This is a genomic window from Streptomyces sp. NPDC002676 (assembly GCF_053592455.1).
This window is the reverse complement of sequence record NZ_JBSFVT010000015.1, coordinates 45,431-69,025: the sequence shown is the minus strand read 5'-3', so window position 1 is coordinate 69,025 and position 23,595 is coordinate 45,431. Positions and strand designations below refer to the sequence as shown.

The window sequence follows — 23,595 nt, the reverse complement described above, 5'->3', positions numbered from 1 at the left end:
TACGACCGCCGACCTGGGGATCTGCCATGGATACACCCGCACACGACAACCCTCCGACGCCGGCCAGTCAGGCGCTGGACGCACTGGCCCTGAACACCCAGGACCAGGCCGCCCTGGACACCCTGGCCCACAGCGACGTACTCATCCCGGTGCCGGACGACGCGATGGACTCGGACAGCGCCGACCCCTCGACGGTCGCCCTGCCCGTCCTCGAACGGCCCGGCGGGGATCTGGTCGTCCCGGTCTTCACCACGGAAGGGGCCATGGCCGAGCTGCTTCCGTTCGTCTCGCACTACCGCCTGGTGCCGCTCGGCGCGCTCGCCTCGCAGTGGCCCGAGGAGGATCTCTCCCTCGTCATCGACGGCAGCTCCGCACACGGGCTGACGCTCTCCTCGCAGGGAGTGCGTACGCTCCTCGCCCGCTGAGCCGGCCCCCGAGCAGCCGGGCGGGACGGCCGGCCGAGGATGAGCGGCGCCGACCTCCGCTCATCCCCGCGGCGATCATCCGCGTGCCGGGAAGGTCACGCTAGGTGGACGCGCGGGGTTCGGCACTCCGGAATGCGCGGTCCCTGTCCGTTTTCCGCACTCGATTTACGCACTCGATCTCCGTACCCGACTTCCGCACCCGATCACCGTGCGCGGTACGGGGCCGAAAGGCCGCAATCCTGAGGGCGCGAGCCCGCGGGGACAGAATGGGCCCATGGAATGGATCTCCGGCGCGGCCGGGACGCTGGTCCTCATAGTGGTCATGCGCAGCATCGTGCGCACCCTCGTGGTGCCCCGGGGCCTGTACTCCGTGCTGGTGTACCGGCTGTGGTGGGGGGTGCGCCGGCTGCTGTGCGTGGTCGCGAGCCGGGGCGGCTACCGTTCCATCGACCGTGCGCAGACCTGGCTCGCCCCCCTCATGCTCATCGGCATGCTCGCGTTCTGGCTCGGCGGGGCCTTCGCCGGCTTCGGACTGCTGCTGTACGCGCTGTCCCCGCTGTCCTGGAGCAGCGCCTTCCGGGAGGCCGGCTCCAGCCTGTTCACCCTCGGCTTCGCGAGCGGCGCCCGGCTGCGCCTGTCCCTGCTCGACTTCCTGGCCGCGGCCACCGGCCCCGTCGTCATCGCCCTGCAGATCGCCTACCTGCCCACGCTCTACTCGGCCTACAACCGGCGCGAACTGGAGGTCACCCTGCTCCAGTCCCGGGCCGGCGAGCCCGCATGGGGCCCGGAGATCCTCGCCCGGCAGTGGCTGGTCGACACCGAGACCGCGCTGCCCGAGCTGTACCGCTCCTGGGAGCGGCTCGCCGCGGACATGGGCGAGAGCCACGCCACCTACCCGGTGCTGCTGACGTTCCGCTCGCCCCGCCCGTACCGCAGCTGGCTGGTCGGTCTGATCGCCGTCATGGACGCGGCGGCCCTGCAGCTCGCGCTCGCCCCGCGCACCGCCCCGGCGGAGGCCCGGCTGGTGCTGCGTGCCGGGTTCACCGCCCTCCGCGACATCGCCGCCTCCGTGCGCGCCCCCTTCGACAGCGACCCGGCCCCGGACGCCCCGATCGAGCTGACCTTCGCCGAGTTCGAGGCCGCCGTGGCGCTGCTGGAGGAGACGGGCTTCCGGTGCGAACGCACCACCCAGGACGCCTGGCCGCACTTCCACGGCTGGCGGGTCAACTACGAGGCCGTCGCCTATGCGCTGTGCCGCCGCTGCGACGCCGTACCCGCCCTGTGGACCGGCCCCCGCGACTTCCCGAGCGAACCCATCCCGCCCCGGCGCCCCGTGGACCGGCGACCCGCCCAAGGCCGGCCGGAACTGCCCCCCACCGCCGGGTAGTCACCGGCCCCGTGCGGGAAGATCCCAGCGGAGACCGCCGAGCGAGCGAAAGGGCCGATGGCCGTGAGGGTCGTCCTGCTGGGCACCGCCGCTGGAGGCGGCTTCCCGCAGTGGAACTGCGGCTGCGCGCTGTGCGCCGCCGCCCGGGACGGCAAGCTGCCCTCCCGAACCCAGGAGTGCGCCGCCGTCACCGGCAACGGCCGCGACTGGTGGCTGCTGAACGCCTCGCCCGACCTGCGGGCCCAGCTCGTCGCCACCCCCGCCCTGTGGCCCGGCCAGGCGCCCCGGACGACCCCGCTGCGCGGTGTGCTGCTCACCGACGCCGAGGCCGACCACGTCACAGGCCTGAGCGCGCTGCGCGGAGCGGAGGGCCTGAAGGCCTACGCGGCGCCACCCGTCAGCGCCGTTCTCACCCCCATGCGCGCCGCCCTGGACCGGTACGCGCCCTGGGAGTGGGCCGACAGCCTGGCCGACGGCGGGTTCGTGCTGGCGGGCGGCCTGGTCGTGACGGCTCACCCGGTGGGCACCAGGATCCCGAAGTACGTGCCGGTGCAGACGCCCGACCCCGGCGGCCCGTGGGTGACGGCGTACCGCGTCGAGGACCTGGCGACCGGGGGAGTACTGGTCTACGCGCCGAGCGTCGGCGCGTGGAGCCCGGTTCTGGACGACCTGTGCGCCGAGGCCGACTGCGTGCTGCTGGACGGCACCTACTTCACGGCCGACGAGCAGGTCACGCCGGTGCGGGGCGGCAGCGGACAGGGGGCCACGGGACACCTTCCGGTCAGCGGGCCCGACGGCTCGCTCGACGCCCTGGCCCGCCACCCCGGCCCGCGCCGGATCTACACCCACCTCAACAAGACCAACCCCCTGCTCGACCCCGCCTCACCGGCCAGCGCACAGGTGACCGAGCAGGGGGTCGAGGTGCTGCCGGACGGGGCCGAGCTGCTGCTCTAGCCGAGCTGCTGCTCTAGCGGTCTCGCCCAGCTGGGCTAGAGGTCCTGCTCGGTCAGCATGCGCTCCAGGACGGCCCGTTGCAGCGGCAGCACCTCGGCGTGCAGTTCGCGGCCCTTGCGGGTGAGGGCGACCCACACCCCGCGCCGGTCCTCCGCGCACACCGAGCGCTCGACCAGGCCGTCCTTCTCCAGCCGTCCGATCAGCCGGGACAGCGCGCTCTGGCTGAGATGGACCCGGCCGACCAGGTTCTGCACCCGGCAGTGGTCGCCCTCCGCGGGCGACTCGGCGGCCAGGATGTCCAGCACCTCGAAGTCGCTGGCGCCCAGCCCGTGCGGGTGCAGGGCCCGGTCGATCTCGCACATCGTGCGCGCGTGCACCGCGAGGATGTCCCGCCACCGTTCTTCGAGCCGGGCGTCGGCCGTCTTGACTGCCATACCCGCACCGTAGCACCGATCCGGCCATTCGTTGAGTGTGCAATTAGTGCGGGTGCATGCACTCGTCCGGGGCTCAGGCAGCCGGGTCCTGGAGGAGTCCCACCAGGTTGCCGTCGGGGTCCTTCACGGAGGCGATCAGCCTGCCGTTGCCGACGTCCTGCGCGTCCTGGAGCAGCTCCGCACCCGCCTCCAGCAGGGCCGCGAGCCGCTCCCGCAGGTCGGTGACGTGCCAGTACGGCACCGGCCCGGTCATGCCCTTGGCGTGCCCGTTGGGGTCGAGGCCGACATCCTGGCCGGCCGCCTTGAAACCGACGTAGTAGGGCTGGTCCGCGTACGGCTCGACGCCCAGCAGGGCGGTGAACAGGGCCTTGGCCCGGGCCGGGTCCTTGACCGGGTAGATGATCGTCTGCAGGCCGGCGGTCATGGCACTCACTCCTTGAGGTGCGGGTTGCGACGGGTCGTCCGTCGGTGCTCTCACGCTAGGGCGGGCAAGCCCGCCGCGGCTTCTCCGATCCTGACCGGTTGCGGCGGCGGGCTCCTGTCCTACTCGCTGTGCAGTACCTCCGAGACGGTCAGGCGGGCCGCGCGCCGCGCGGGGACGAGTGCGCCGGCCACCGCGATGACCAGCCCGGCCAGGGCCAGACCAGCCAGCTGCGGAGCGTGCCAGACGTCCGTCATGTACGACGGCAGGGTGATGTCGACACCTGCCGCCATCCGGGGAATCACCAGCTCGTAGGCGCCGATCCCGAGCGGGATGCCGAGCACGGAGCCGATCGCGCCCAGCACCGCCATGGAGGTCACCGTCATCACCGTCACCTGGCGCGGGGTCATCCCGATCGACTTCAGCATGCCGAGATCGCGGCGCCGGTCGTGCGTGTTGAGGACGGCGGTGTTGAAGACGCCCAGGGAGGTGACCAGGGCGAGCATCACGGTGAGCGCGGTCGCCGAGCCGACGATCGTGGCGGTGCCGCTGCTCGGCCCGCTCAGCTGGACGTAGAGGCCCCGGTCGACGGTCCGTACAGCGCGCGCGTACGCCTGCTGGGAAGTGCCCGCGCGCAGCTTGACGTGGTAGGCGATGGGCTTGGCGTGCGGCATCAGGGCGGTGATCGTCGGCCAGGCGCCGGCGACCTTCCGGTCGTTGTCGTCCATCGTCTCGCCGACCACGGTCACCTCCTCCTCACGGCCGCCCTGCCGCAGCCTCAGGTGATCGCCGAGGTGCACGCCGTTACGGCGCATGAAGGCCGACCCGGCCACGACCTCTCCGGTGCGGTGCATCCAGCGCCCCCGGGTGAGCACGCTGTCCAGGGGCACGTTGCCGCGCCGGCCCTCGAACATGACCACCTGCGTGGAGCCGACGAGGAGCGCCTCGTCGTCCGATCGCGCCGTCACCCGGGTCGCCCCCGGCAACGAGCCCAGCAGCGACTGGAGCTGCCGGTCGCTGTGCACCGGCATCACCTCCTTGCCGTGCCGGAAGGTGCCGACGTACACGGTGACGTCGTAGGCGTGCGTCCCCGAGGTCCCGAAGGCGTTCATCGTGGCCGCCAGGCCCGTCGCGAACGTCACGGTCGTCACGCCCAGGACCACGGCGGCCAGGGTGAGCGCGCTGCGTGCGGGACGGGCGAACGGCAGCCCCACTCCCAGGCTGACCGACCTCGGCAGCCGGGCACTCGCCAACCACCGCTGGATGCCCAGCGCTCGTCCCGCGCGCGGAGCGCTCCCCGCGCTGATCGCCCGCGCCGCCGACAGCCGCTGGGCACGCATCGAGGGGCCGAGCGCGGCCAGCCCGCAGACGAGCGGCATGCCGAGCAGGGCGAGGACGTTCACCCAGGGCGCGATGCCGACGCTGTCGTGGAATACCCCCGCGTTCGGCCCGGTGAACACGAACTGGAAAAAGGGGTGCGCCAGCAGGTTTCCGGCGAGCGTGCCGAGCGCGCAGCCCAGGATCGCCGGCACGGAGACCATCACCAGGTATACGCTCAGCACCTGCCCCGGACTGAAGCCCAGCGCCTTCAGGATGCCGATGTGCCGGAATCCGGAGACCACCGCTCCGCCGACCACGTTGGCGACGATGAGCACCGCCACGATGATGCCGAGAATGCCGAACGCCATCAGGTACGGGGCGTAAGCGCGCGCAGTGCTGCCGATGCGGTGCTTGAGCGACAGATACGTCTGCGATCCGGCGAGCGCGCCCTTGGGCAGGCCCTCCGTCACCTTGGCCAGCTCCGCGCGCAGCGCGCTGTCCGACGACGCGTCCCGGAACCGGAAGAGCATCTGTGTGCCGGTCGGACGCAGGGCCTGGATCTGGTCCGGGGCGACCCACGCGTTCGCCGTGTGGCTCAGGTCGAAGGCGAACCCGACGATGGTGAGCGTCGGCCCCGACCCGACGTGGAACTTCTTGCCGAGGTCGTCGGCGGTCCAGTCGGACTGCCGGTTCAGGACCATTTCGCCCGGCCGGGTGGGCCACCGGCCCGACCACAGATGGACTCGGTCCACCGGTCCGCCGGGTCCCGGCCGGCCCACCACCGTGATGTCGCCGCCGAGACCGAAGTCGGCCGCCCCGCGCGGAATCTCCAACGTCGCCTGCCGGAACGGTCCGGCCACCGCCTCGACCCCCGACTGCCGGGCCGCGCGCTTCAGCTGGTCGTCCGACACCTTCGCCGGGTCGAACGCGGCCACCACATGCGCCCCGTGCTGCTTGCCGAAGGCCCGGTCGAAGGGCGCCGAAGCCGCGTCCAGCAGCCCCAGCGCGACCACCGTCGACCCCGTCGACACCAGCGTGACCAGCCAGATGACCACGGTCTGCAGCCGGCGCCTGCGCACGGCCGCCCGTGCGGCCTTCCACACTGCCCTCATGCCGACGGCTCCAGGGCGTGCTCGCTGGTGATCCGGCCGTCGGCCAGCTGCACCAGGCGGCTCGCGCAGCGCTGCGCGAGATGCTCGTCGTGCGTGACGATGACCAGTGTCTGGCCGATCTGGTTCAGGTCGATCAGCAGGTCCATCACCTGCTCCCCGGCCCGGCTGTCCAGCGCCCCGGTCGGCTCGTCGGCCAGCAGCAGCGCCGGACGGTTCATCAACGCCCGTGCCACCGCGACCCGTTGCCGCTCACCGCCGCTGAGCACCGCCGGATAGGCGTTGCGGCGGTCCGCGATGCCGAGTTCTTCGAACAGCTCCAGCGCGCGCCGCCGGGCCTGCCGGGACGGAGTCCCCGTCAACTGGGCGGCCAGCGCCACGTTGTCGAGGGCCGACAGGTCGTCGATGAGGTTGAAGAACTGGAAGATCATGCCGATCCGGCGCCGCCGGTACAGCGCGAGCCCCTTCTCGCTCAGCTCCCCGACGCTCTCCCCGTGCACGACGACCGTGCCGGCCGACGGCCGGTCGAGACCGGCGATCATGTTGAGCAGCGTGGACTTGCCGCACCCCGACGGCCCCATCACTGCTACCGCCTCCCCGGCCCGGATCTCCAGCGACACCCCGGCGAGCGCCACCGTCTCGCCGTATTCCTTGTGCACACCGTCGAGTTGTACGACGGCGTCTTCCGTTCTCACCTCAGTGACCATGGACATGAAGTTAGGCCCGGCCCCCGGCCCCCGGCATCCGCCCTCGGATGGCAACCGCGGCCCGGCCTCATCCTGGGGATGCAGAGGACTGAATCCCCAGGTCGATGCGGATGTCAGTGGCGTCTGCGAGAGTGAGGCCATGGGGGAGTACGAGTTGTTGGCGGCAGCGCTCGCCGTGGCGTACGCGGCCGTCGTGGTGCTGACGGTGGCGCTGGTGCGCACCCGGCGCCGCTGGCAGGCGGCGGTGGGGGAACGGGGCTGGCTGCTGGAGCGGGAGCGGGAGAGCGCCGGCGAGGCCGCGATCGCGGCCGAACGCGACCGGATCGCCCGCGAGTTGCACGACATCGTCAGCCACAACGTCAGCCTCATGGTCGTGCAGGCGAGCGCCGCGCGCGAGGTGCTCGGCACCATGCCCGACGAGGCCTCGACCGCCCTGCGGGCCGTCGAGGACGCCGGGCGGGGCGCGATGACCGACCTCAGACATCTGCTGGGCCTGCTGGCGCCCGCGCAGAACGGCGAGGACACGGATGGGGACACGGATCCGGGCCCGGCCGCGGACCCGCGCGGCCCGGACCTCGCCCCGCAGCCTGGCCTCGACCGGCTCGGCCCGCTCGTGGACCGGATATCGTTCGCCGGGCTGCCCGTCGAGGTCCGCATCTCGGGGGAGCCGCGCCCGCTGCCGCAGGGCATCGACGTGACCGCGTACCGCATCATCCAGGAGGCCCTGACCAATGCGCTCCGGCACGGCGACGGCGGCAAGGCGGAGGTGACCGTGCGCTACGCCGACCACGCCCTGCGCGTCGAGGTCCTCAACAGCGGCGCCAGCGTGCTGACCGGCACCGCGCAGGTGGCCGCGCCGGCCGCGCCGAGACCGCCCGCCCAGGGCACCGGCCGCGGACTGCTCGGCCTGCGCGAGCGGGTCGCGGTCTACGGCGGAGACCTGGACGCCCGCCGCAGACTCGGCGGCGGCTACCGCGTCCGGGCCCGGATACCCCTGGACCGACCGTGACGGCGGACGCGCCCGAGCGGGCGCCCCGCGTGCTCATAGCCGACGACCAGACGCTCATCCGCACCGGCTTCCGGCTGATCCTCACCGCCCGGGGCATCGAGGTCGTGGGCGAGGCGGCCGACGGCGCCGAAGCGGTCGCGGCGGCCCGGGAACTGGAACCGGACGTCGTGCTGATGGACATCCGGATGCCGGCCATGGACGGCCTGGAAGCCACCCGGCACATCCTGGAACAGACGCCCGGCTGCCGGGTCCTGATGCTGACCACCTTCGACCTGGACCGGTACGTGTACACCGCGCTCTCGCTCGGGGCCAGCGGCTTCCTGCTCAAGGACGTCACCCCCGAGCATCTCGCGGCGGCCGTACGTCTGGTCGGCACCGGCGACGCCCTGCTCGCCCCGTCGATCACCCGGCGCCTGGTGGAGCGGTACGCGGCCGAGCCCGAGCGCAGCCCGGCACCGCACCCCGACCTGACCGCCCTCACGCCTCGTGAACGCGAGGTGCTGGCCCTGCTGGGGCGCGGCCTGTCCAACACGGAACTGGCCACCGAGCTGACCCTCAGCGAGGCCACGGTCAAGTCGCACGTGGCCCGCATCTTCGCCAAGCTCGGCCTGCGCGACCGCGCCCAGGCGGTCGTTCTCGCCTACGAGACGGGACTGGTCAGACCGGGTGAACGGTGACCAGCCCCGACGCGGCCGAGCAGACGCCTCTCACGTCGACCCGCGGCGCGCCGGCTCCGTCGGCAGGATCACCGCGGCCGGGCCCTTCCCGTCGTCCTGCCGTGCGGTACCGGACAACGGAAGCCGAGTCCCGTACGGGACGGCGTCGCCCGCGCCAAAGTGGGAACAAGCCCAGAGGGAAGCGGTCAGAACCAGGCAGATCGCGGCATAAGAGCGGGCGGGGGCGGAGGCGAGACGGATGATGGGGACTCCCTCGGGCCGCATGCGACGGGCCATCCTGGAGTGGCTCAAGGACCCGGCGGCCCACTTCCCGGCCCGGCGCCGCGACCCGGCGGCCACCGGAGTCACCGCGCGGGCCGTGGCCGCCAAGCTCGGCGTCCCCCGCCGGACCGCTCTCGCCCACCTCGACTTCCTCACCCGCCTCGGGCTGCTGCGCACCCGGCGGATCCGATGCCGCACCTACTACCGGCGCGACGAGATCCGCATCGCCGATGTGGCCCGGAAGTTCGAGAAGGGCTGGTGAAGGACCGCCGCCGCGCCGTCTTCCGCAAAGCCACTGCGCGGGATTCCGCGGGGCTGCCGTCGCCTGCGAGGCCGCCGTGACACGGCGGTACCCTGGTGCCCGGCCGTGATCACCCGTCGATCATCTTTCGGGTCAGGGTCGAACAGGAGACGTACGAGCATGACAGCCCCGGAAGCCGAGAGCATCCGCGTCCGCCCCGCACCGACGCGGCGGTCCGAGTGGCGCACCCAGGCCCCCGTCGTCGCGGTGGTCGCCGTCGGCGGCGCGCTCGGCGCCACGGCCCGCTACGCACTGGGCCTCGCCTGGCCCACGCCGGCCGGCACCTTCCCCTGGGCGACGTTCCTGACGAATGTCATCGGCTGCGCCGTGATCGGCGTGTTCATGGTGCTGATCACCGACGTGTGGGCCGCCCACCGGCTCGTGCGCCCGTTCTTCGGCACCGGCGTGCTCGGCGGCTTCACCACCTTCTCCACCTACGCCGTCGACATCCAGAAGCTCGTCGACGCCGGCCGTCCCCGCACGGCGCTCGCCTATCTCGCCGCGACCCTGCTCGCGGCGCTCGCGGCGGTGTGGCTGGCCTCCGCCGCCACCCGCCTCCTGCTCACCCGGAGGCAGCGATGACCTCACTCACCGGCCGGGCCCTGCGGCTCACCGTGTACATCGGCGAGGACGACACCTGGCACCACAAGCCCCTCTACTCCGAGATCGTGCACCGCGCGCATGCCGCCGGGCTCGCCGGGGCCAGCGTCTTCCGGGGCGTCGAGGGCTTCGGCGCCTCCTCCCGCATCCACACCTCCCGCCTGCTGTCCCTGAGCGAGGACCTGCCCGTCGCGGTCGTCGTCGTGGACGCCGAGGAGCGCGTCCGGGCCTTCCTGCCGCAGCTGGACGAACTGGTCGGCGAGGGCCTCGTGACCCTCGACGAGTGCGAGGTCGTCCGGTACGTCGGCCGCACCGCGCATGCGGACGCAGCGGATCCGAAGGGTGAGAAGCCGTCGTGAACTGGCTGTTGGTCGTCCTCGGGGCCGTGGTCGGGGCACCCCTGCGCTATCTCACCGACCGCGCGGTCCAGGCCCGGCACGACTCGGTCTTCCCCTGGGGTACGTTCGCGGTGAACATCACCGGCTGCCTGATCCTCGGCACGCTCACCGGCGCCGTCTCCGCGGGCGCCGCGGGTCCGCATCTGCAGCTCCTGCTCGGCACCGGCCTGTGCGGCGCGCTGACGACGTACTCGACCTTCTCCTACGAGACCCTGAGGCTGACCGAGGCCGGTGCGGGCCTCTACGCTGCCCTCAACGTCGTCGCGAGTGTGGTGGCGGGGCTCGCAGCGGCCTTCGCCGGCGTCTCGCTCGCCGGGGCCCTGTGGGCCTAGCGGGCCCAGGGGCTTTGCCCTACGGCCGGGCATAGTAAGACTGTCTACAGCAGTGTCGACCAACCCTTCCCAGAACTGGATCCCATGAGCGCCATCTCCGTCGGTCAAGCCGTCGTCCTCGGAGTCGTCGAGGGGGTGACCGAGTTCCTCCCGGTGTCCTCCACCGGCCACCTCAAGATCACCGAGGGGCTCATGGACATCCCCGTCGACGACAAGTCCGTCGTCGGGTTCTCGGCCGTCATCCAGGTCGGCGCGATCGCCGCCGTGCTGGTCTATTTCTTCAAGGACATCAAGCGGATCGTCTCCGCCTGGTTCCGCGGCCTGACCGACCGCGAGGAGCGCTACCACCACGACTACAAGTTCGCGTGGTGGGTCATCTACGCCACCATTCCCATCGTCGTCGTGGGGCTCGCGGCGAAGCCGCTGATCGAGGGCCCGCTCGCCTCCCTGTGGGTGGTCGCGGCGTCGCTGATCGTCGGCTCGGCCGTGATGTGGGCGGCCGACCAGATGGGCCGGCACAAGCGCGGCGAGGACGACACGTCCTTCAAGGACGCGATGCTGGTCGGCTGCTCGCAGATCCTCGCGCTGCTCTTCCCCGGCTTCTCCCGCTCCGGCGCCACCATGTCCACGGCCCTGGTCCTGGACCTGGACCGCGTCGCCGCCACCCGCCTCTCCTTCTTCCTCGGCATCCCGGCCCTGACCGGCGCCGGCATCTACGAGCTGAAGGACGCCCTCGGTGCGGGCGTGGGCGCCGCCCCGCTGGTCGTCGGCACCGTCGTCTCCTTCGTGGTGGCGTACGCCTCCATCGCCTGGCTGCTGAAGTTCGTCGCCAAGCACTCCTTCAACGCCTTCGTCCTCTACCGGATCGCCGTCGGCGTGGTCCTGCTGGGCCTGCTCGCCACGGACACGCTCAACAGCTGAGCAGCCCCCTCGGAGAAGACCCGGCCCACCCACGGGGTGCGGATGCCTGCATTCAGGTGCCGCACCCCGTGAATGTTTTCTTACGCCATGCCTTGACAGCCCGGTTCCGTAACCCGCAGGATCGCTCCCGTGAACCTGTCAGACAGCCAGACAGGTGGTCGGAGTCCGCGGCGCGTGAGCGCGATGGAAGCAGTCCTGGGCCACCTCCGCGGCGCCATAGAACGCGGCGAGTACGCCATCGGCGACAAGCTCCCCTCCGAGGCCGAGCTGTGCCGCACCCTCGAGGTGTCCCGGCCCGTCCTGCGGGAGGCGCTGCGCGCGCTGCAGACGATGGGCCTGACGGTCTCCCGGACCGGCAAGGGCACCTTCGTCGTCGCGAACACGGTCGAGGACCCCACCTTCGGCGACTACGCGGCCAGCGACCTGCTCGAGGTGCGCCGGCACATCGAGATCCCGGTCGCCGGGTACGCGGCCCTGCGCCGCACCCCGGAGAACCTCGACCACCTCGCCCACCTCCTCGACCGCATGGAGCGGGAGACGGACACCACCGCGTGGGTCGCGATGGACACCCTCTTCCACCTGGCCGTGGCCGAGGCCGCCCAGAACCCGGTCTTCCGCCGGGTCATCGAGGAGATCCGCGACGCACTGGCGCGTCAGTCGGCCTTCCTCAACGAGCTGGGCGGTCGCCGCGAGCAGTCCAACCGCGAGCACCGGGCCATCGTCGAGGCGCTGACCGACGGTTCCGAGCGCGACGCCGTCGAGGCCATGAGCCACCACCTCGACCGCGTCGAGACGACCCTCACCGACATCGTGCGTCCCACGCGCACTGATCTCCCTACGGAAGGCAGACCCGAGGCGTGAGCGAACAGCACCTCAAAGACGAGACGCGCCCTTCGTCCGGCCATGTCGACGCCGGAGACGCCGGCTACAGCAAGTCGCTGAAGTCCCGGCACGTCAACATGATCGCCATCGGCGGTGCCATCGGCACCGGCCTCTTCCTCGGCGCCGGCGGCCGGCTGGCCGACGCCGGACCCTCCCTGTTCGTCGCTTACGCCGTCTGCGGCGTCTTCGCCTTCCTGGTCGTACGCGCCCTCGGCGAACTCGTCCTGTACCGCCCGTCCTCCGGCGCCTTCGTGTCGTACGCCCGTGAGTTCCTCGGCGAGAAGGGCGCGTACACCGCGGGCTGGATGTACTTCCTCAACTGGGCCACCACCGGCATCGCCGACATCACGGCGGTGGCCACCTACACCCACTACTGGGGCATGTTCTCCGACATCCCGCAGTGGGTGATCGCCTTCATAGCCCTGGCCGTGGTCCTCGCCGTGAACCTGATCTCGGTGAAGATGTTCGGCGAACTGGAGTTCTGGTTCGCCATCGTGAAGGTCAGCGCTCTGGTGATCTTCATGTGCATCGGCATCTTCCTGCTGGTCACCCAGCACCCGGTCGCCGGCCACCACCCCGGCCCGTCCCTGATCACCGACAACGGCGGCGTCTTCCCGAACGGTCTGATGCCCATGCTGCTCATCATCCAGGGCGTCGTCTTCGCCTATGCCTCCGTCGAGCTGGTCGGCGTCGCCGCCGGTGAGACGGAGAACCCCGAGAAGATCATGCCGAAGGCGATCAACTCGATCATGTGGCGCGTGGGCGTGTTCTACGTCGGTTCGGTCGTCCTGCTGTCGATGCTGCTGCCCTGGAACCGGTACACCGCCGGCGAGAGCCCCTTCGTGACCGTGCTGTCCCACATCGGCGTCCCCGCGGCCGGCGACGTGATGAACCTGGTCGTGCTCACCGCGGCCATGTCCTCGCTCAACTCCGGCCTGTACTCCACCGGCCGCATCCTGCGCTCCATGGCGGTCAGTGGCTCGGCGCCGAAGTTCACCGCCCGGATGAGCCGCAGCCAGGTCCCGTACGGCGGAATCCTGCTCACCAGTGGTATCTGTGTGCTCGGCGTCGGCCTGAACTACGTCGTCCCGGCGGACGCCTTCGAGATCGTCCTGAACTTCGCGGCGATCGGCATCCTCGCCACCTGGGGCATGATCATGATCTGTCACCTGCTCTTCTGGCGGAAGACCCAGAAGGGCGAACTGGCCCGGCCCTCCTACCGGCTGCCCGGTTCCCCCTGGACCGAACTGGTGACGCTGGCGTTCCTCGCCTCGGTCCTGGTCCTCATGTACGCCGACGGCGGCGCGGGACGCACCACCGTGCTGTGCCTGCCGCTGATCGTCGCAGCTCTGGTCGCGGGCTGGTACGCCGTCCGCGGGCGCGCCGCGCGCAACTCCACCACCCGAGCAGGCGCGTAACCCGCGCAGCGCTCTCCTGACAAGAGGCAGTGATGTACAGCAGTTCCCCCGCGGACGCACCCGTCGTCCGTGAGCCCCTCCACGCCCCCGTCGCCCACCTCATACGCGGCGGTGTCGTCGAGGGCATCCACTACGGCTCCGTCGTCGTCCTCGGCGCCGACGGCCAGGTCCAGTTCCAGCTCGGCGACATCGAGGCCGCGTTCTACCCGCGCTCCGCCCTCAAGCCCGTCCAGGCCGTGGCCATGCTGCGGGCCGGGCTGCCGCTCGAGGGGGAACTGCTGTCGCTGGCCGCCGCCAGCCACTCCGGCGAGGAACGCCACCTCGCCGGCGCCCGGCGCATCCTCGCCCTCGCCGGCCTCACCGAGGACGACCTGCGCAACGTCCCCGACCTGCCCTACGACCCGGCCGTCCGGGACACCTGGGTGCGCGAGGGCCGGCCGGCCGACCGGCTCGCCCAGAACTGCTCCGGCAAGCACGCGGCGATGCTGTGGACGGCCAAGCTCAACGGCTGGTCCCTGGCGGACTACCTGGACCCGGCCCACCCGCTCCAGCAGGCCGTCGCCGCGGCCGTCGAGGACCTCACCGGCCAGCGCGTGGCCCACGTCACCGTGGACGGCTGCGGCGCCCCGCTGTTCGCCATCTCCTTGCACGGTCTCGCCCGCGCCGTCGCCCGCATCACCACGGCGGCGCCCGGCACCCACGAGGCACGCGTCGCCGACGCCATGCGCGAGCACGCCGAGATGGCCTCAGGCGCCACCAGGGACGTCGCCGCGCTCATGCGGACCGTGCCCGGCCTCCTCGCCAAGGACGGCTTCGAGGGGGTCCAGGTGGCCGCGCTGCCCGACGGCCGCGCCATCGCCGTCAAGATCGCCGACGGCGCGAACCGGGCCCGTATCCCGGTCGCCGCGGCAGCCCTGGCCCGCGCGGGCGTCGACCCGGAGCTGCTCGACGCGTTCGCGGGCGAGCCGCTGCTCGGCGGCGGGGAGCCGGTGGGGTGCGTGCGCCCGGTGCGCGCCCTGGACCCGGTCCCGCTGACCGCCTGCGCCTGAGCCAGACCCGACCCCCACCCTCGTACTTCCGCACCTCAGAAAGAGGCCGCACCCGCATGACTGCGCCCATCCGTAGCGAACACGACCTGCTCGGCGACCGAGACGTACCCGCCGACGCGTACTGGGGCATCCACACCCTGCGCGCGACGGAGAACTTCCCCATCACGGGCACCCCGATCTCCGCCTACCCGCACCTGATCGACGCCCTGGCCGCCGTCAAGGAGGCCGCCGCCCTCGCCAACGAGGAACTCGGCCTGCTGGCACCGGAAAAGGCGGCGGCCGTCGTCGCCGCCTGCCGGGAGATCCGCGCCGGCAAGCTGCACGACCAGTTCGTCGTGGACGTCATCCAGGGCGGCGCGGGCACCTCCACCAACATGAACGCCAACGAGGTCGTGGCGAACCGGGCGTTGGAGCTGCTGGGCCACGCCAAGGGCGAGTACGGGTTCCTGCACCCCAATGAGGACGTCAACCTCGGGCAGTCCACGAACGACGTGTACCCCACCGCCGTCAAGATCGCGACGGTCTTCGCGGTGCGCGGCCTGCTCAAGGCGATGGCCGTCCTCCAGGACGCCTTCGCCCGCAAGGCCCTCGAGTTCCGTGACGTGCTCAAGATGGGCCGTACCCAGCTGCAGGACGCCGTGCCGATGACCCTCGGCCAGGAGTTCTCCGCCTACGCCGTCATGATCGAGGAGGACCGCAGCCGTCTCGCCGAGGCCGTCGAGCTGATCCACGAGATCAACCTCGGCGCCACGGCGATCGGCACGGGCCTCAACGCCCCCGGCGGATACGCCGAGGCGGCCCGCCGGCACCTCGCCGGCATCACCGGACTGCCCCTGGTCACCGCGGCCAACCTGGTCGAGGCCACCCAGGACTGCGGTGCCTTCGTGCAGATGTCCGGCGTGCTCAAGCGGATCGCGGTCAAGCTCTCCAAGAGCTGCAACGACCTGCGCCTGCTGTCCTCCGGCCCGCGCGCGGGGCTCGGCGAGATCAACCTGCCGCCCGTGCAGGCCGGTTCGTCCATCATGCCCGGCAAGGTCAACCCGGTGATCCCCGAGGTCGTCAACCAGGTCGCCTTCGAGGTGATCGGCAACGACGTCGCCATCACCATGGCCGCCGAGGCCGGCCAGCTCCAGCTCAACGCCTTCGAGCCGATCATCCTGCACTCCCTGTCGGAGTCCATCACCCACCTGGAGCGCGCCTGCGTCACGCTGGCCGAGCGCTGCGTGGACGGCATCACCGCCAACACCGAGCGGCTGCGCGCGACCGTGGAGAACTCCATCGGCCTGGTCACCGCACTCAACCCGCACATCGGGTACACGGCCGCGACCGACATCGCCAAGGAGGCCCTGGTCACCGGCCGCGGCGTCGCCGAACTCGTGCTGGAGAAGGGTCTGCTGCCGGCCGAGCGGCTGGAGGCCCTGCTCCGGCCGGAGGTGCTCGCGGGCAGCCGCGCGATGCCGGCGATCTGATCCGGCGGGCCGCCGGAGACCGGACCGGACACGCGGGTGCCGTCACACTCAGGGATGACCCATGCCGGGTGTCTTCGCGCCCCGCGCGGCGCAGGTGCGGCGGGGCGTCCGACGGCCGTCCCCCACAGGGGGGACCGGCCGATCGGCTCAGTCCGACTCGCCGCTCTCCGGAAAGTGCTACTAACGCTCATAAGCTGAATTCGCGGCCTCGGTAAAGGCCGTCGCCCGTCCTGGCAAACGGTCCGTATGTGCCCGGTGCCCGGCCCGGGCGCCGGAATTTCTCGGTGAAACCAGGAGAATTCATGCGTGTGGCCGTGACAGGTGGCGGTGGTTTTCTCGGGTCGCATCTCTGTGCAGCGCTGCTGCGGCGTGGCGACGAAGTCGTCTGCCTCGACGATTTCTCGACCGGCGACCCCGCGAACATCGCCGCCTTTCTCGGGAACCCGGCTTTCGAACTCGTCCGTGCGGACGTCAGCCGGTCGATCGACGTACGGGGCACCGTGGACGCGGTGGCCCACCTCGCCTCGCCGGCCTCGCCCCCCGACTACCTGCGGCGCCCGCTGGAGACGCTGGCCGTGGGCAGCCGCGGCACGGAGAACGCGCTCCGGCTGGCCACACACCACGACGCCCGCTTCGTCCTCGCCTCGACCAGCGAGGTGTACGGCGACCCCGAGGTGCACCCCCAGGACGAGTCGTACTGGGGGCACGTGAATCCCATCGGACCGCGCAGCGTCTACGACGAGGCGAAGCGTTTCGCCGAGGCGCTGACCCAGGCCTATCGCAGCCACCGCGGGACGAATACGGGAATCGTCCGCATCTTCAACACCTATGGTCCGCGCATGCGCCCGCACGACGGACGGGTCGTCTCCAGTTTCGTGGTCCAGGCCCTCGCCGGGGAACCCCTGACCGTCTACGGAGACGGAAAGCAGACGCGCAGCTTCTGCTATGTCGACGACCTGGTGCGCGGAATCGTCGCCATGCTGGACCATGACGAGCCCGGACCGGTGAACCTCGGAAATCCCGTCGAACTGACGGTGCTCGAACTGGCGGAACTCGTACTCGACCTGACGGGTTCCCGGGCCGAGGTCCAGTTCCATCCGCTGCCCGTCGACGACCCCACCCGCCGCCGGCCGGTGATCGCGCGGGCCTCGGAGCGCCTGGGCTGGGTGCCCGAGGTGGGCATCGAGGAGGGCCTGCGCCGTACCGTGCGGTGGTTCGCGGAGCGGCCCAGCGACATCGCCGCCGCGCTCGTGGCGATCCGGGGCGGGCAGCAGGACGGGGTGGCCGCCGCGGAGCCACGCCTGGTCGGTGCGACCCCCACGGCCTCGTGACCCAGACGGAGCTCGGCCCCGACACCTCGACCCGCCTCGCCGCACAACGGCAGGACCCCGAGGAGGCGTTGCGCACCCATCTGCTGACCCTCTCGGCGGGCAATGTCGTCGACACCCCGCCCGACGGCCCCGTGTTCGGCCGCCCGCCCCGCTCCCTCCGGCCGGCGGCCGGGGCCTGGATCCCCCGCCTGTGCCGGGCGGACCGGGTGCGGGTGGGGCTGCTCTCGCTGTGCTGGCTGGGCGCCCTCGTGTGGTTCTGGCAGTGGTGGCTGCGTCCCGAACACCGGGTCGGCTGGGCCGGGTTCGCGGTGAACAGCGCGCTGCTGCTGTACCTGTCCCTGCTCCCGATGTGCTTCATCGCGGTGGTGCTGCGGCTGCGCACCCTCGACCCCGCCGTCGAAGTGCCCCGGCTGCGTACGGCGTTCGTGGTCACCCGGGCTCCCTCCGAGCCCTGGGACGTCGCCCGTACCACCCTGAGCGCGATGCTGCGCCAGAACTTCCCGCACCCGTACGACGTGTGGCTGTGCGACGAGGACCCGGACCAGGAGATCCTCGACTGGTGTGCGGCGAGCGGCGTACGCGTGTCCTGCCGCCGCGGCGTCGCCGCCTACCACCGGGACTCCTGGCCCCGGCGCACCCGGTGCAAGGAGGGCAACCTCGCCCACTTCTACGACCACTGGGGCTACCGGGAGTACGACGTGGTGGCCCAGCTCGACGTCGACCACGTGCCGCACGCCGGCTATCTGCGGGAAATGGTCCGGCCGTTCGCCGACCCCGCCGTCGGCTATGTCGCCGCCCCCAGCGTCTGCGACGCCAACGCCCGCACCTCGTGGGCGGCCCGCGGACGGCTGCACCGCGAGGCCGCCTTCCACGGGCCGATGCAACTGGGCCACACCGACGGCCTGGCACCGCTGTGCATCGGCTCCCACTACGCCGTACGCACCGACGCCCTGCGCGACATCGGCGGGCTCGGCCCCGAGCTGGCCGAGGACTTCTCGACCACCTTCCTTCTCAACTCGGCAGGCTGGCAAGGAGCGTTCGCCATCGATGCCGAGGCGCACGGCGACGGGCCCCTCACCTTCGGCGCTATGGTGACCCAGGAGTTCCAGTGGTCGCGGAGCCTGATGGTGATGCTGTTCGGCATGGTCCCCAAGCACCTGCGGCGCATGCCCGGCCGGCTGCGGCTGCGGTTCGCCTTCGCCCTCTCGTACTATCCGCTGCTCGCCCTGACCACCACGGGCGGCCTGCTGCTGCCGCCCATCGCCGCGGTCACGGGCATCCCGTGGATCAACGTCGACTACGCCGCGTTCCTGCTGCACTTCTGGTCCATGTCGTCCTTCCTGATCCTGCTCACCCTGCTGCTGCGCAGCCGCAGACTGCTGCGGCCCGTCCACGCGCCGCTGCTGAGCTGGGAGGGCTGGCTGTTCGGGCTGACCCGCTGGCCGTACGTGGCGTGGGGAGTGGCAGCGGCGGTGGTGCAGCGGCTGCGGCCGAAGAAGATCGTCTTCAAGGTGACGCCCAAGAACCGGGGCGGCCTGGAACCGCTGCCGCTGCGGCTGGTGCTGCCCTACCTCCTGATCACCGTCATCCTGTCCGGCGCGGCCGTCATCGGGGAGCTGACCGGGCCCGCGGTCGGCTATGTGTTCCTGTGCCTGCTGGGCTCCCTCTCCTACGGGACGGTGACGCTCGCGGTGAGCGCCCTGCACGCCCGGGAGACCGCCCGGTCCTCGGGCGTCCGCGTGCGCCAGGCCCTGTCCACCGTCGCCCTGCCGCTGACCGCGGGATGCGTGGCGCTGCTTCCGCTGGGCTGGGCGCTGCTCCTGTTCCCCCTGTACCTGCGCGGGTTCACCGCGGGCTGACCCCGACCCGCCCGCCGCCGGGACAGCCACGCTCTTCGACGAAACGAGGTCTCCCCATGCCCGAAACGGTTCTGGTGACCGGCGGCGCCGGTTTCATCGGCAGTCACACCTGCGTCGAACTGCTCGACCACGGCTATGAGGTCGTCGTCGTGGACAACCACGTCAACAGCTCTCCCGAGGCCCTGGACCGCATCGCGAAGACGGCGGGACGGCCGCTCGTCGCCTACCAGGTCGACGTGCGCGACCGGCAGGCGCTCTCCGAGGTGTTCGCCGCCCACCACGTGGACGCGGTCATCCACTTCGCCGCCCACAAGGCCGTCGGGGAGTCGGTCGCCCTGCCGGTCGAGTACTACGACGCGAACGTCGGCGGCACCTGCGCCCTGCTCTCGGTCATGCACGAACACGAGGTCCACCGGCTGGTGTTCTCCTCGTCGTGCTCCGTCTACGGCGACGCACGGACCGTACCGCTGACCGAGCGGAGCCCGGTGGCGCCCACGAACCCGTACGCCCGCACCAAGCTGATGTGCGAGCAGATCCTGAAGGACGTGTGCGCCCACGTCCCGGAGCTGAAGGTGCTCGCCCTGCGCTACTTCAACCCGGTCGGCGCCCACCCGGGCGGTCTGCTCGGCGAGGACCCGCGGGGGGTCCCCAACAACCTGATGCCGTACGTCGCACAGGTCGCCGTCGGCCGCCGGGAACAACTGAGCGTCTTCGGAGACGACTACCCCACGCCCGACGGCACCGGAGTGCGCGACTACATCCACGTCATGGACGTCGCCGAGGGCCACCGCGTCGCCCTGGGACACCTCGACGACGACACGGGCATGCGGGTGTTCAACCTCGGCACCGGCACGGGGACCTCCGTGCTCGAACTGGTGGCCGCCTTCCGGGAGGCGAGCGGCCACCCGGTGCCGTACCAGGTGGCCGGCCGCAGGCCGGGCGACGTCGCCGCCCTCGTCGCCGACGCGAGCGCGGTGGCCGCCGCCTGGGGCTGGACCACCACGCGTGACCTGACCGACATGTGCCGCGACGCCTGGCGGTTCCAGGAACTCAACCCCCGCGGCTACGCCCGCTGACCCGCCGCGCGTCGGCGAACCCAAGACAGGAGAATGCCCATGCGGTTGACCGTCATCGGTACGGGGTACCTAGGAGCCGTGCACGCCGCGTGCATGGCGGAGATCGGACACGACGTCCTCGGCGTCGACACCGACGCCCGCAAGATCGAGGCCCTCGCGGCCGGCCGGGTGCCCTTCTTCGAACCCGGCCTGCCGGAGATCCTCGCCCGGAACACCGAGGCCGGGCGGCTGCGCTTCACCACCTCCCTCCAGGAGGCCGCGGACTTTGCCGACCTGCACTTCGTGTGCGTCGGCACACCGCAGCGCCCCGGATCGCTCGCCGCCGACCTGAGCCACGTCGAGGCGGTCGTCGACGGGCTGGCGCCCCTCCTCACCCGCGACACTCTGATCGTCGGCAAGTCGACCGTGCCGGTGGGCACCACCCGCTCCCTCAGCCGCAGGGTGGCAGCGAGGGTCCGGCCCGGCGTCGAGGCCCAGATCGCCTGGAACCCGGAGTTCCTGCGCGAGGGCTTCGCCGTCCAGGACACCCTGCACCCCGACCGGCTGGTGGTCGGGGCCACCGCACCCCACGGCGACCGGCTGCTGCGCGAGGTGTACGAGCCGATGCTGCGGGCCGGCGTCCCCTGTGTCAGCACCGACCCGGCCACCGCGGAACTGGTGAAGGTCGCCTCGAACTCCTTCCTGGCGACGAAGATCTCGTTCATCAACGCCATGGCGGAGGTCTGTGATGCCTCGGGCGCCGACGTCGTGACGCTCGCCGACGCCCTCGGCCACGACGACCGCATCGGGCGCCGCTTCCTCTCCGCCGGCCTCGGCTTCGGCGGTGGCTGCCTGCCCAAGGACATCCGCGCCTTCCTCGCCCGCGCCGAGGAACTGCAGGTCTCGGAGGCGGTGTCGTTCCTGCGCGAGGTCGACCGGATCAACGACCGGCAGCGCACCCGCACGGTCGAGCTCGCCCGTCACCTCCTCGGCGGCTCGTTCGCCGGGCGGCGCGTCGCGGTGCTGGGCGCCACCTTCAAACCGGACAGCGACGACGTGCGGGACTCGCCGGCGCTGGCCGTCACCGCGGAGATCGTCGGGCAGGGCGCCGAGGTCCGCGTGCACGACCCGGAGGGCGTCGACAACGCGCAGGCCGCCCTGCCCGGCCCCTCGTATCAGACGGACGTCATGGAGGCGTGCCGGGACGCGGAGGTGGTGCTGCACCTCACCGAGTGGCGCGATTACCGCGAACTCGACCCGGCGCTGCTGGCCCGGGTGGTCCGCACGCCGCGGATGCTGGACGCGCGCAACGCCCTGGACCAGGCGGCCTGGCACGCGGCCGGCTGGCACGTCCGAGCCCTGGGACGACCCGTACACGTGCCGCAGCCGGGCGCGGGTGACGCCCTGCGGGTGACGATCCCTCAGGCCTTCGGCGGCACCTGCACGGCTCCGGTCCCCGGGGAGCCGGTCAGCCGCGTGCCGAAGTAGTCCACCGGCCCCGGGTCGATGCCCACCGTGCTCAGTCGCACGGCGGCACCCGACAGCGCTCGGGCGCACTGGGCCACCAGTGCGCCCCGCGTCGCGCCGCTGCCGGTGCCGTGCACGCCGGGACCGCTCGCGGACACCGGGAGCTCGGTCAGGCACGGGTCGGCGCTGGTCCCGGTGGCCCGAGGGCCGAGCAGCTCCTGGCCCGACGCCTGCCGCCAGGTGGCCAGGTCGGTGTACCGGCCGTCGCCCCACTGCAGGGTCCAGCCCTTGAGGCCGTGATAGTCGTTGCCTTGCATCACCACCTCCGAGGTGTTGAAGTGGCCGTCCGCCTCCACCAGCGGGGGACCGCCGGTGACGAACACGTTGTTGCGCACGGAGACGGCACCGAGATTGGGCTCGAGCCGAAGCGCGGGTGCCCGTACGGAACCGTGTGCCGTGGCCAGCACCGTGTTCTGGTAGATCGCGAGGTTCGACACCCACGACCCGAGTGCCACGATGCCGCCGTAGTCCTCGAGCTTGCGGGCGTTGTCCCGGCTGATGTTGTAACGGATCACGTTGTCCGTGTGGGCGTGGTTCGGGACGGCGGAGTAGGCGAGGAAGCCCGCACCGTCGTTGTCGTAGGACAGGTTGTACTGAACCAGCGAGTGGGACACGTTGTTGTCCAGCCCGAACCCGCCGCCGTCCACCTTGGAGCCGGTGTGGTTGTCGTAGGCGATGTTGCGCTGGAACACGATCCGCGTCGCGTCGTACGTCCAGATGCCCTCCGGGCCCTCCACGGCCCTGGCAGAGGAGAACCTCCCGTTGCCATGCGCGTTCGAGTCCTCCACCACGCCACGGCGTACGCTGCCGAGGACGATGCCGCTGCCGGTGTTGCGGTCGGCCGCCTGCGGGTCGCCGTCGTTCCGGAACGCCATCACCTTCGAGACCGTCACGTCCTCGTGCGCGTAGACGGGAGCGGCGGCGTCGAAGCCAGGACCGTCCGTCACGACACCCGCGTCCTGGTTGTTGTGCACTGCGCAGTCGCGGATCACCACGTCCCGGAAGCCGGATCCTCCGGCGCCCCCGCGCATCCGGATCCCGTTGCGGAAGCCCGATACGTCGACGCCCGTGACCCGGATGTACGGGAGTTTGCGCCGGCCGGGCAGGTCGCTGACGAGGGAGATGCCGTCCTGCTTCCGGAAGGCCTTGACGTTCCCGGTGAGGATCAGGTTGCGGATGACGATCCCGCTCGTGTTGTGCACCTCGATGCCGCGGGTGCCGACGGCCGCGATCGCCGCACGCCCGGTGCCGTAGGACTCGATCACGACGGGCCTGCGGGCGTTGCCCGCATCACCCTGGCCGATGCTCAGGGTGCCCGCGAACCGTGCGCCGCCCCTGAGCAGGAGACGGTCGCCCGGCTTCAGCCGTACGGCGTCGGCGCGCCGCAGCGTGTGCCAGGCGGTCTGCTCAGTCCGGCCGTCGTCCGTGTCGTCACCGTCCGGACTGAGATAGAACGTACGACCTCCCCGCGGGTTCTCCAGCACGGGAACATAGGGAGTGGGCATGCCGCACCCCGCCAGCAGTGAGACCGCCCCGCACAGGCCCAGCACAGTGCCCCTGTAAACGTTCCGCCGACGCAAGATCGCTCCTGTCTCTCGGTGGTCGAACGAGCTGATCGAACGGGCTCCGGTCCGCGGAGACCGCGGAACTCACCCTGACGCGCGGAACCTTGAACGGCGGGCCAGCACGCGGAGTGCGCGCCAAGACATGCCTGATTGGCCTCCTCCCGCTGCGCGAACGCAGGCGCAC

Annotated in this window: 23 protein-coding genes; 18 read left to right on the top strand and 5 right to left on the bottom strand. The window is 71.6% G+C overall.

Going from position 1 to position 23,595, the window contains the following annotated elements; genetic code table 11:
• Positions 1-26: 26 nt before the first annotated feature.
• From ACWD3E_RS31645 to pqqB, 3 genes are all read left to right on the top strand, one after another.
• On the top strand, positions 27-425 hold the full coding sequence (locus ACWD3E_RS31645; protein WP_451390968.1) for an SseB family protein: 399 nt from the start codon (positions 27-29) through the stop codon (positions 423-425).
• Positions 426-699: 274 nt separating this feature from the next.
• Positions 700-1,812 (top strand): hypothetical protein, encoded by a 1,113-nt coding sequence (locus ACWD3E_RS31640; protein ID WP_451390967.1) that lies wholly within the window; start codon positions 700-702, stop codon positions 1,810-1,812.
• 57 nt (positions 1,813-1,869) lie between these two features.
• Complete coding sequence (gene pqqB, locus ACWD3E_RS31635) at positions 1,870-2,766, top strand: pyrroloquinoline quinone biosynthesis protein PqqB (RefSeq protein WP_451390966.1); 897 nt, start codon at positions 1,870-1,872, stop codon at positions 2,764-2,766.
• Positions 2,767-2,801: 35 nt separating this feature from the next.
• Here the strand turns inward: pqqB and ACWD3E_RS31630 are convergent, their stop codons facing one another.
• The 4 genes from ACWD3E_RS31630 to ACWD3E_RS31615 all read right to left on the bottom strand — a co-directional run bounded on the left by ACWD3E_RS31630 (position 2,802) and on the right by ACWD3E_RS31615 (position 6,757).
• Positions 2,802-3,200 (bottom strand): MarR family winged helix-turn-helix transcriptional regulator, encoded by a 399-nt coding sequence (locus tag ACWD3E_RS31630; protein WP_451390965.1) that lies wholly within the window; start codon positions 3,198-3,200, stop codon positions 2,802-2,804.
• A gap of 73 nt (positions 3,201-3,273) precedes the next feature.
• On the bottom strand, positions 3,274-3,624 hold the full coding sequence (locus tag ACWD3E_RS31625; protein ID WP_451390964.1) for a VOC family protein: 351 nt from the start codon (positions 3,622-3,624) through the stop codon (positions 3,274-3,276).
• Between the two features lie 119 nt (positions 3,625-3,743).
• Positions 3,744-6,053 (bottom strand): ABC transporter permease, encoded by a 2,310-nt coding sequence (locus tag ACWD3E_RS31620; protein WP_451390963.1) that lies wholly within the window; start codon positions 6,051-6,053, stop codon positions 3,744-3,746.
• Positions 6,050-6,757 carry an ABC transporter ATP-binding protein gene (locus ACWD3E_RS31615; protein ID WP_451390962.1) on the bottom strand — a complete coding sequence of 236 codons (708 nt, stop codon included), beginning with the start codon at positions 6,755-6,757 and terminating at the stop codon, positions 6,050-6,052. The genes ACWD3E_RS31620 and ACWD3E_RS31615 overlap by 4 nt, the downstream gene beginning before the upstream one ends.
• A gap of 139 nt (positions 6,758-6,896) precedes the next feature.
• Between ACWD3E_RS31615 and ACWD3E_RS31610 the strand changes: the two genes are divergently transcribed.
• From ACWD3E_RS31610 to ACWD3E_RS31540, 15 genes are all read left to right on the top strand, one after another.
• Positions 6,897-7,766, top strand: a complete 870-nt coding sequence (locus tag ACWD3E_RS31610; RefSeq protein ID WP_451390961.1) for a sensor histidine kinase — start codon at positions 6,897-6,899, stop codon at positions 7,764-7,766.
• Entirely contained in the window at positions 7,763-8,443 is a 681-nt protein-coding gene (locus ACWD3E_RS31605) for a response regulator (protein WP_451390960.1), read from the top strand. The genes ACWD3E_RS31610 and ACWD3E_RS31605 overlap by 4 nt, the downstream gene beginning before the upstream one ends.
• Before the next feature lie 238 nt (positions 8,444-8,681).
• Positions 8,682-8,966, top strand: a complete 285-nt coding sequence (locus ACWD3E_RS31600; RefSeq protein ID WP_451390959.1) for an ArsR family transcriptional regulator — start codon at positions 8,682-8,684, stop codon at positions 8,964-8,966.
• A 159-nt stretch (positions 8,967-9,125) separates the two neighbouring features.
• The gene (gene crcB, locus ACWD3E_RS31595; RefSeq protein WP_451390958.1) at positions 9,126-9,587 is read left to right on the top strand and encodes a fluoride efflux transporter CrcB; all 462 of its coding nucleotides are present in this window, start codon (positions 9,126-9,128) and stop codon (positions 9,585-9,587) included.
• Positions 9,584-9,964 carry a DUF190 domain-containing protein gene (locus tag ACWD3E_RS31590; protein WP_451390957.1) on the top strand — a complete coding sequence of 127 codons (381 nt, stop codon included), beginning with the start codon at positions 9,584-9,586 and terminating at the stop codon, positions 9,962-9,964. Before crcB (ACWD3E_RS31595) ends, ACWD3E_RS31590 begins: the two co-directional genes overlap by 4 nt.
• A complete protein-coding gene (crcB, locus tag ACWD3E_RS31585) occupies positions 9,961-10,335 on the top strand; it encodes a fluoride efflux transporter CrcB (RefSeq protein WP_451390956.1) in 375 nt (124 codons plus the stop codon). Before ACWD3E_RS31590 ends, crcB (ACWD3E_RS31585) begins: the two co-directional genes overlap by 4 nt.
• A gap of 84 nt (positions 10,336-10,419) precedes the next feature.
• Complete coding sequence (locus ACWD3E_RS31580) at positions 10,420-11,256, top strand: undecaprenyl-diphosphate phosphatase (RefSeq protein ID WP_451390955.1); 837 nt, start codon at positions 10,420-10,422, stop codon at positions 11,254-11,256.
• Between the two features lie 183 nt (positions 11,257-11,439).
• Positions 11,440-12,117, top strand: a complete 678-nt coding sequence (locus ACWD3E_RS31575; protein ID WP_451391068.1) for a FadR/GntR family transcriptional regulator — start codon at positions 11,440-11,442, stop codon at positions 12,115-12,117.
• Positions 12,114-13,556, top strand: coding sequence for an amino acid permease (locus ACWD3E_RS31570; RefSeq protein WP_451390954.1), 1,443 nt, complete (start codon positions 12,114-12,116; stop codon positions 13,554-13,556). The genes ACWD3E_RS31575 and ACWD3E_RS31570 overlap by 4 nt, the downstream gene beginning before the upstream one ends.
• A 32-nt stretch (positions 13,557-13,588) precedes the next feature.
• Complete coding sequence (locus ACWD3E_RS31565) at positions 13,589-14,605, top strand: asparaginase (protein WP_451390953.1); 1,017 nt, start codon at positions 13,589-13,591, stop codon at positions 14,603-14,605.
• 56 nt (positions 14,606-14,661) lie between these two features.
• Complete coding sequence (aspA, locus tag ACWD3E_RS31560; RefSeq protein ID WP_451390952.1) at positions 14,662-16,074, top strand: aspartate ammonia-lyase; 1,413 nt, start codon at positions 14,662-14,664, stop codon at positions 16,072-16,074.
• 302 nt (positions 16,075-16,376) lie between these two features.
• Positions 16,377-17,405, top strand: coding sequence for a UDP-glucuronic acid decarboxylase family protein (locus ACWD3E_RS31555; RefSeq protein WP_451390951.1), 1,029 nt, complete (start codon positions 16,377-16,379; stop codon positions 17,403-17,405).
• Complete coding sequence (locus tag ACWD3E_RS31550) at positions 17,402-19,264, top strand: glycosyltransferase (protein WP_451390950.1); 1,863 nt, start codon at positions 17,402-17,404, stop codon at positions 19,262-19,264. The genes ACWD3E_RS31555 and ACWD3E_RS31550 overlap by 4 nt, the downstream gene beginning before the upstream one ends.
• A gap of 56 nt (positions 19,265-19,320) precedes the next feature.
• Positions 19,321-20,340, top strand: a complete 1,020-nt coding sequence (gene galE, locus ACWD3E_RS31545) for a UDP-glucose 4-epimerase GalE (RefSeq protein ID WP_451390949.1) — start codon at positions 19,321-19,323, stop codon at positions 20,338-20,340.
• A gap of 39 nt (positions 20,341-20,379) precedes the next feature.
• Positions 20,380-21,807 (top strand): UDP-glucose dehydrogenase family protein, encoded by a 1,428-nt coding sequence (locus tag ACWD3E_RS31540; RefSeq protein ID WP_451390948.1) that lies wholly within the window; start codon positions 20,380-20,382, stop codon positions 21,805-21,807.
• Here ACWD3E_RS31540 and ACWD3E_RS31535 read toward each other — a convergent pair.
• Positions 21,741-23,351, bottom strand: coding sequence for a right-handed parallel beta-helix repeat-containing protein (locus tag ACWD3E_RS31535; RefSeq protein WP_451390947.1), 1,611 nt, complete (start codon positions 23,349-23,351; stop codon positions 21,741-21,743). The two genes, ACWD3E_RS31540 and ACWD3E_RS31535, sit on opposite strands and share 67 nt — an antisense overlap.
• Between the last annotated feature and the right edge of the window lie 244 nt (positions 23,352-23,595).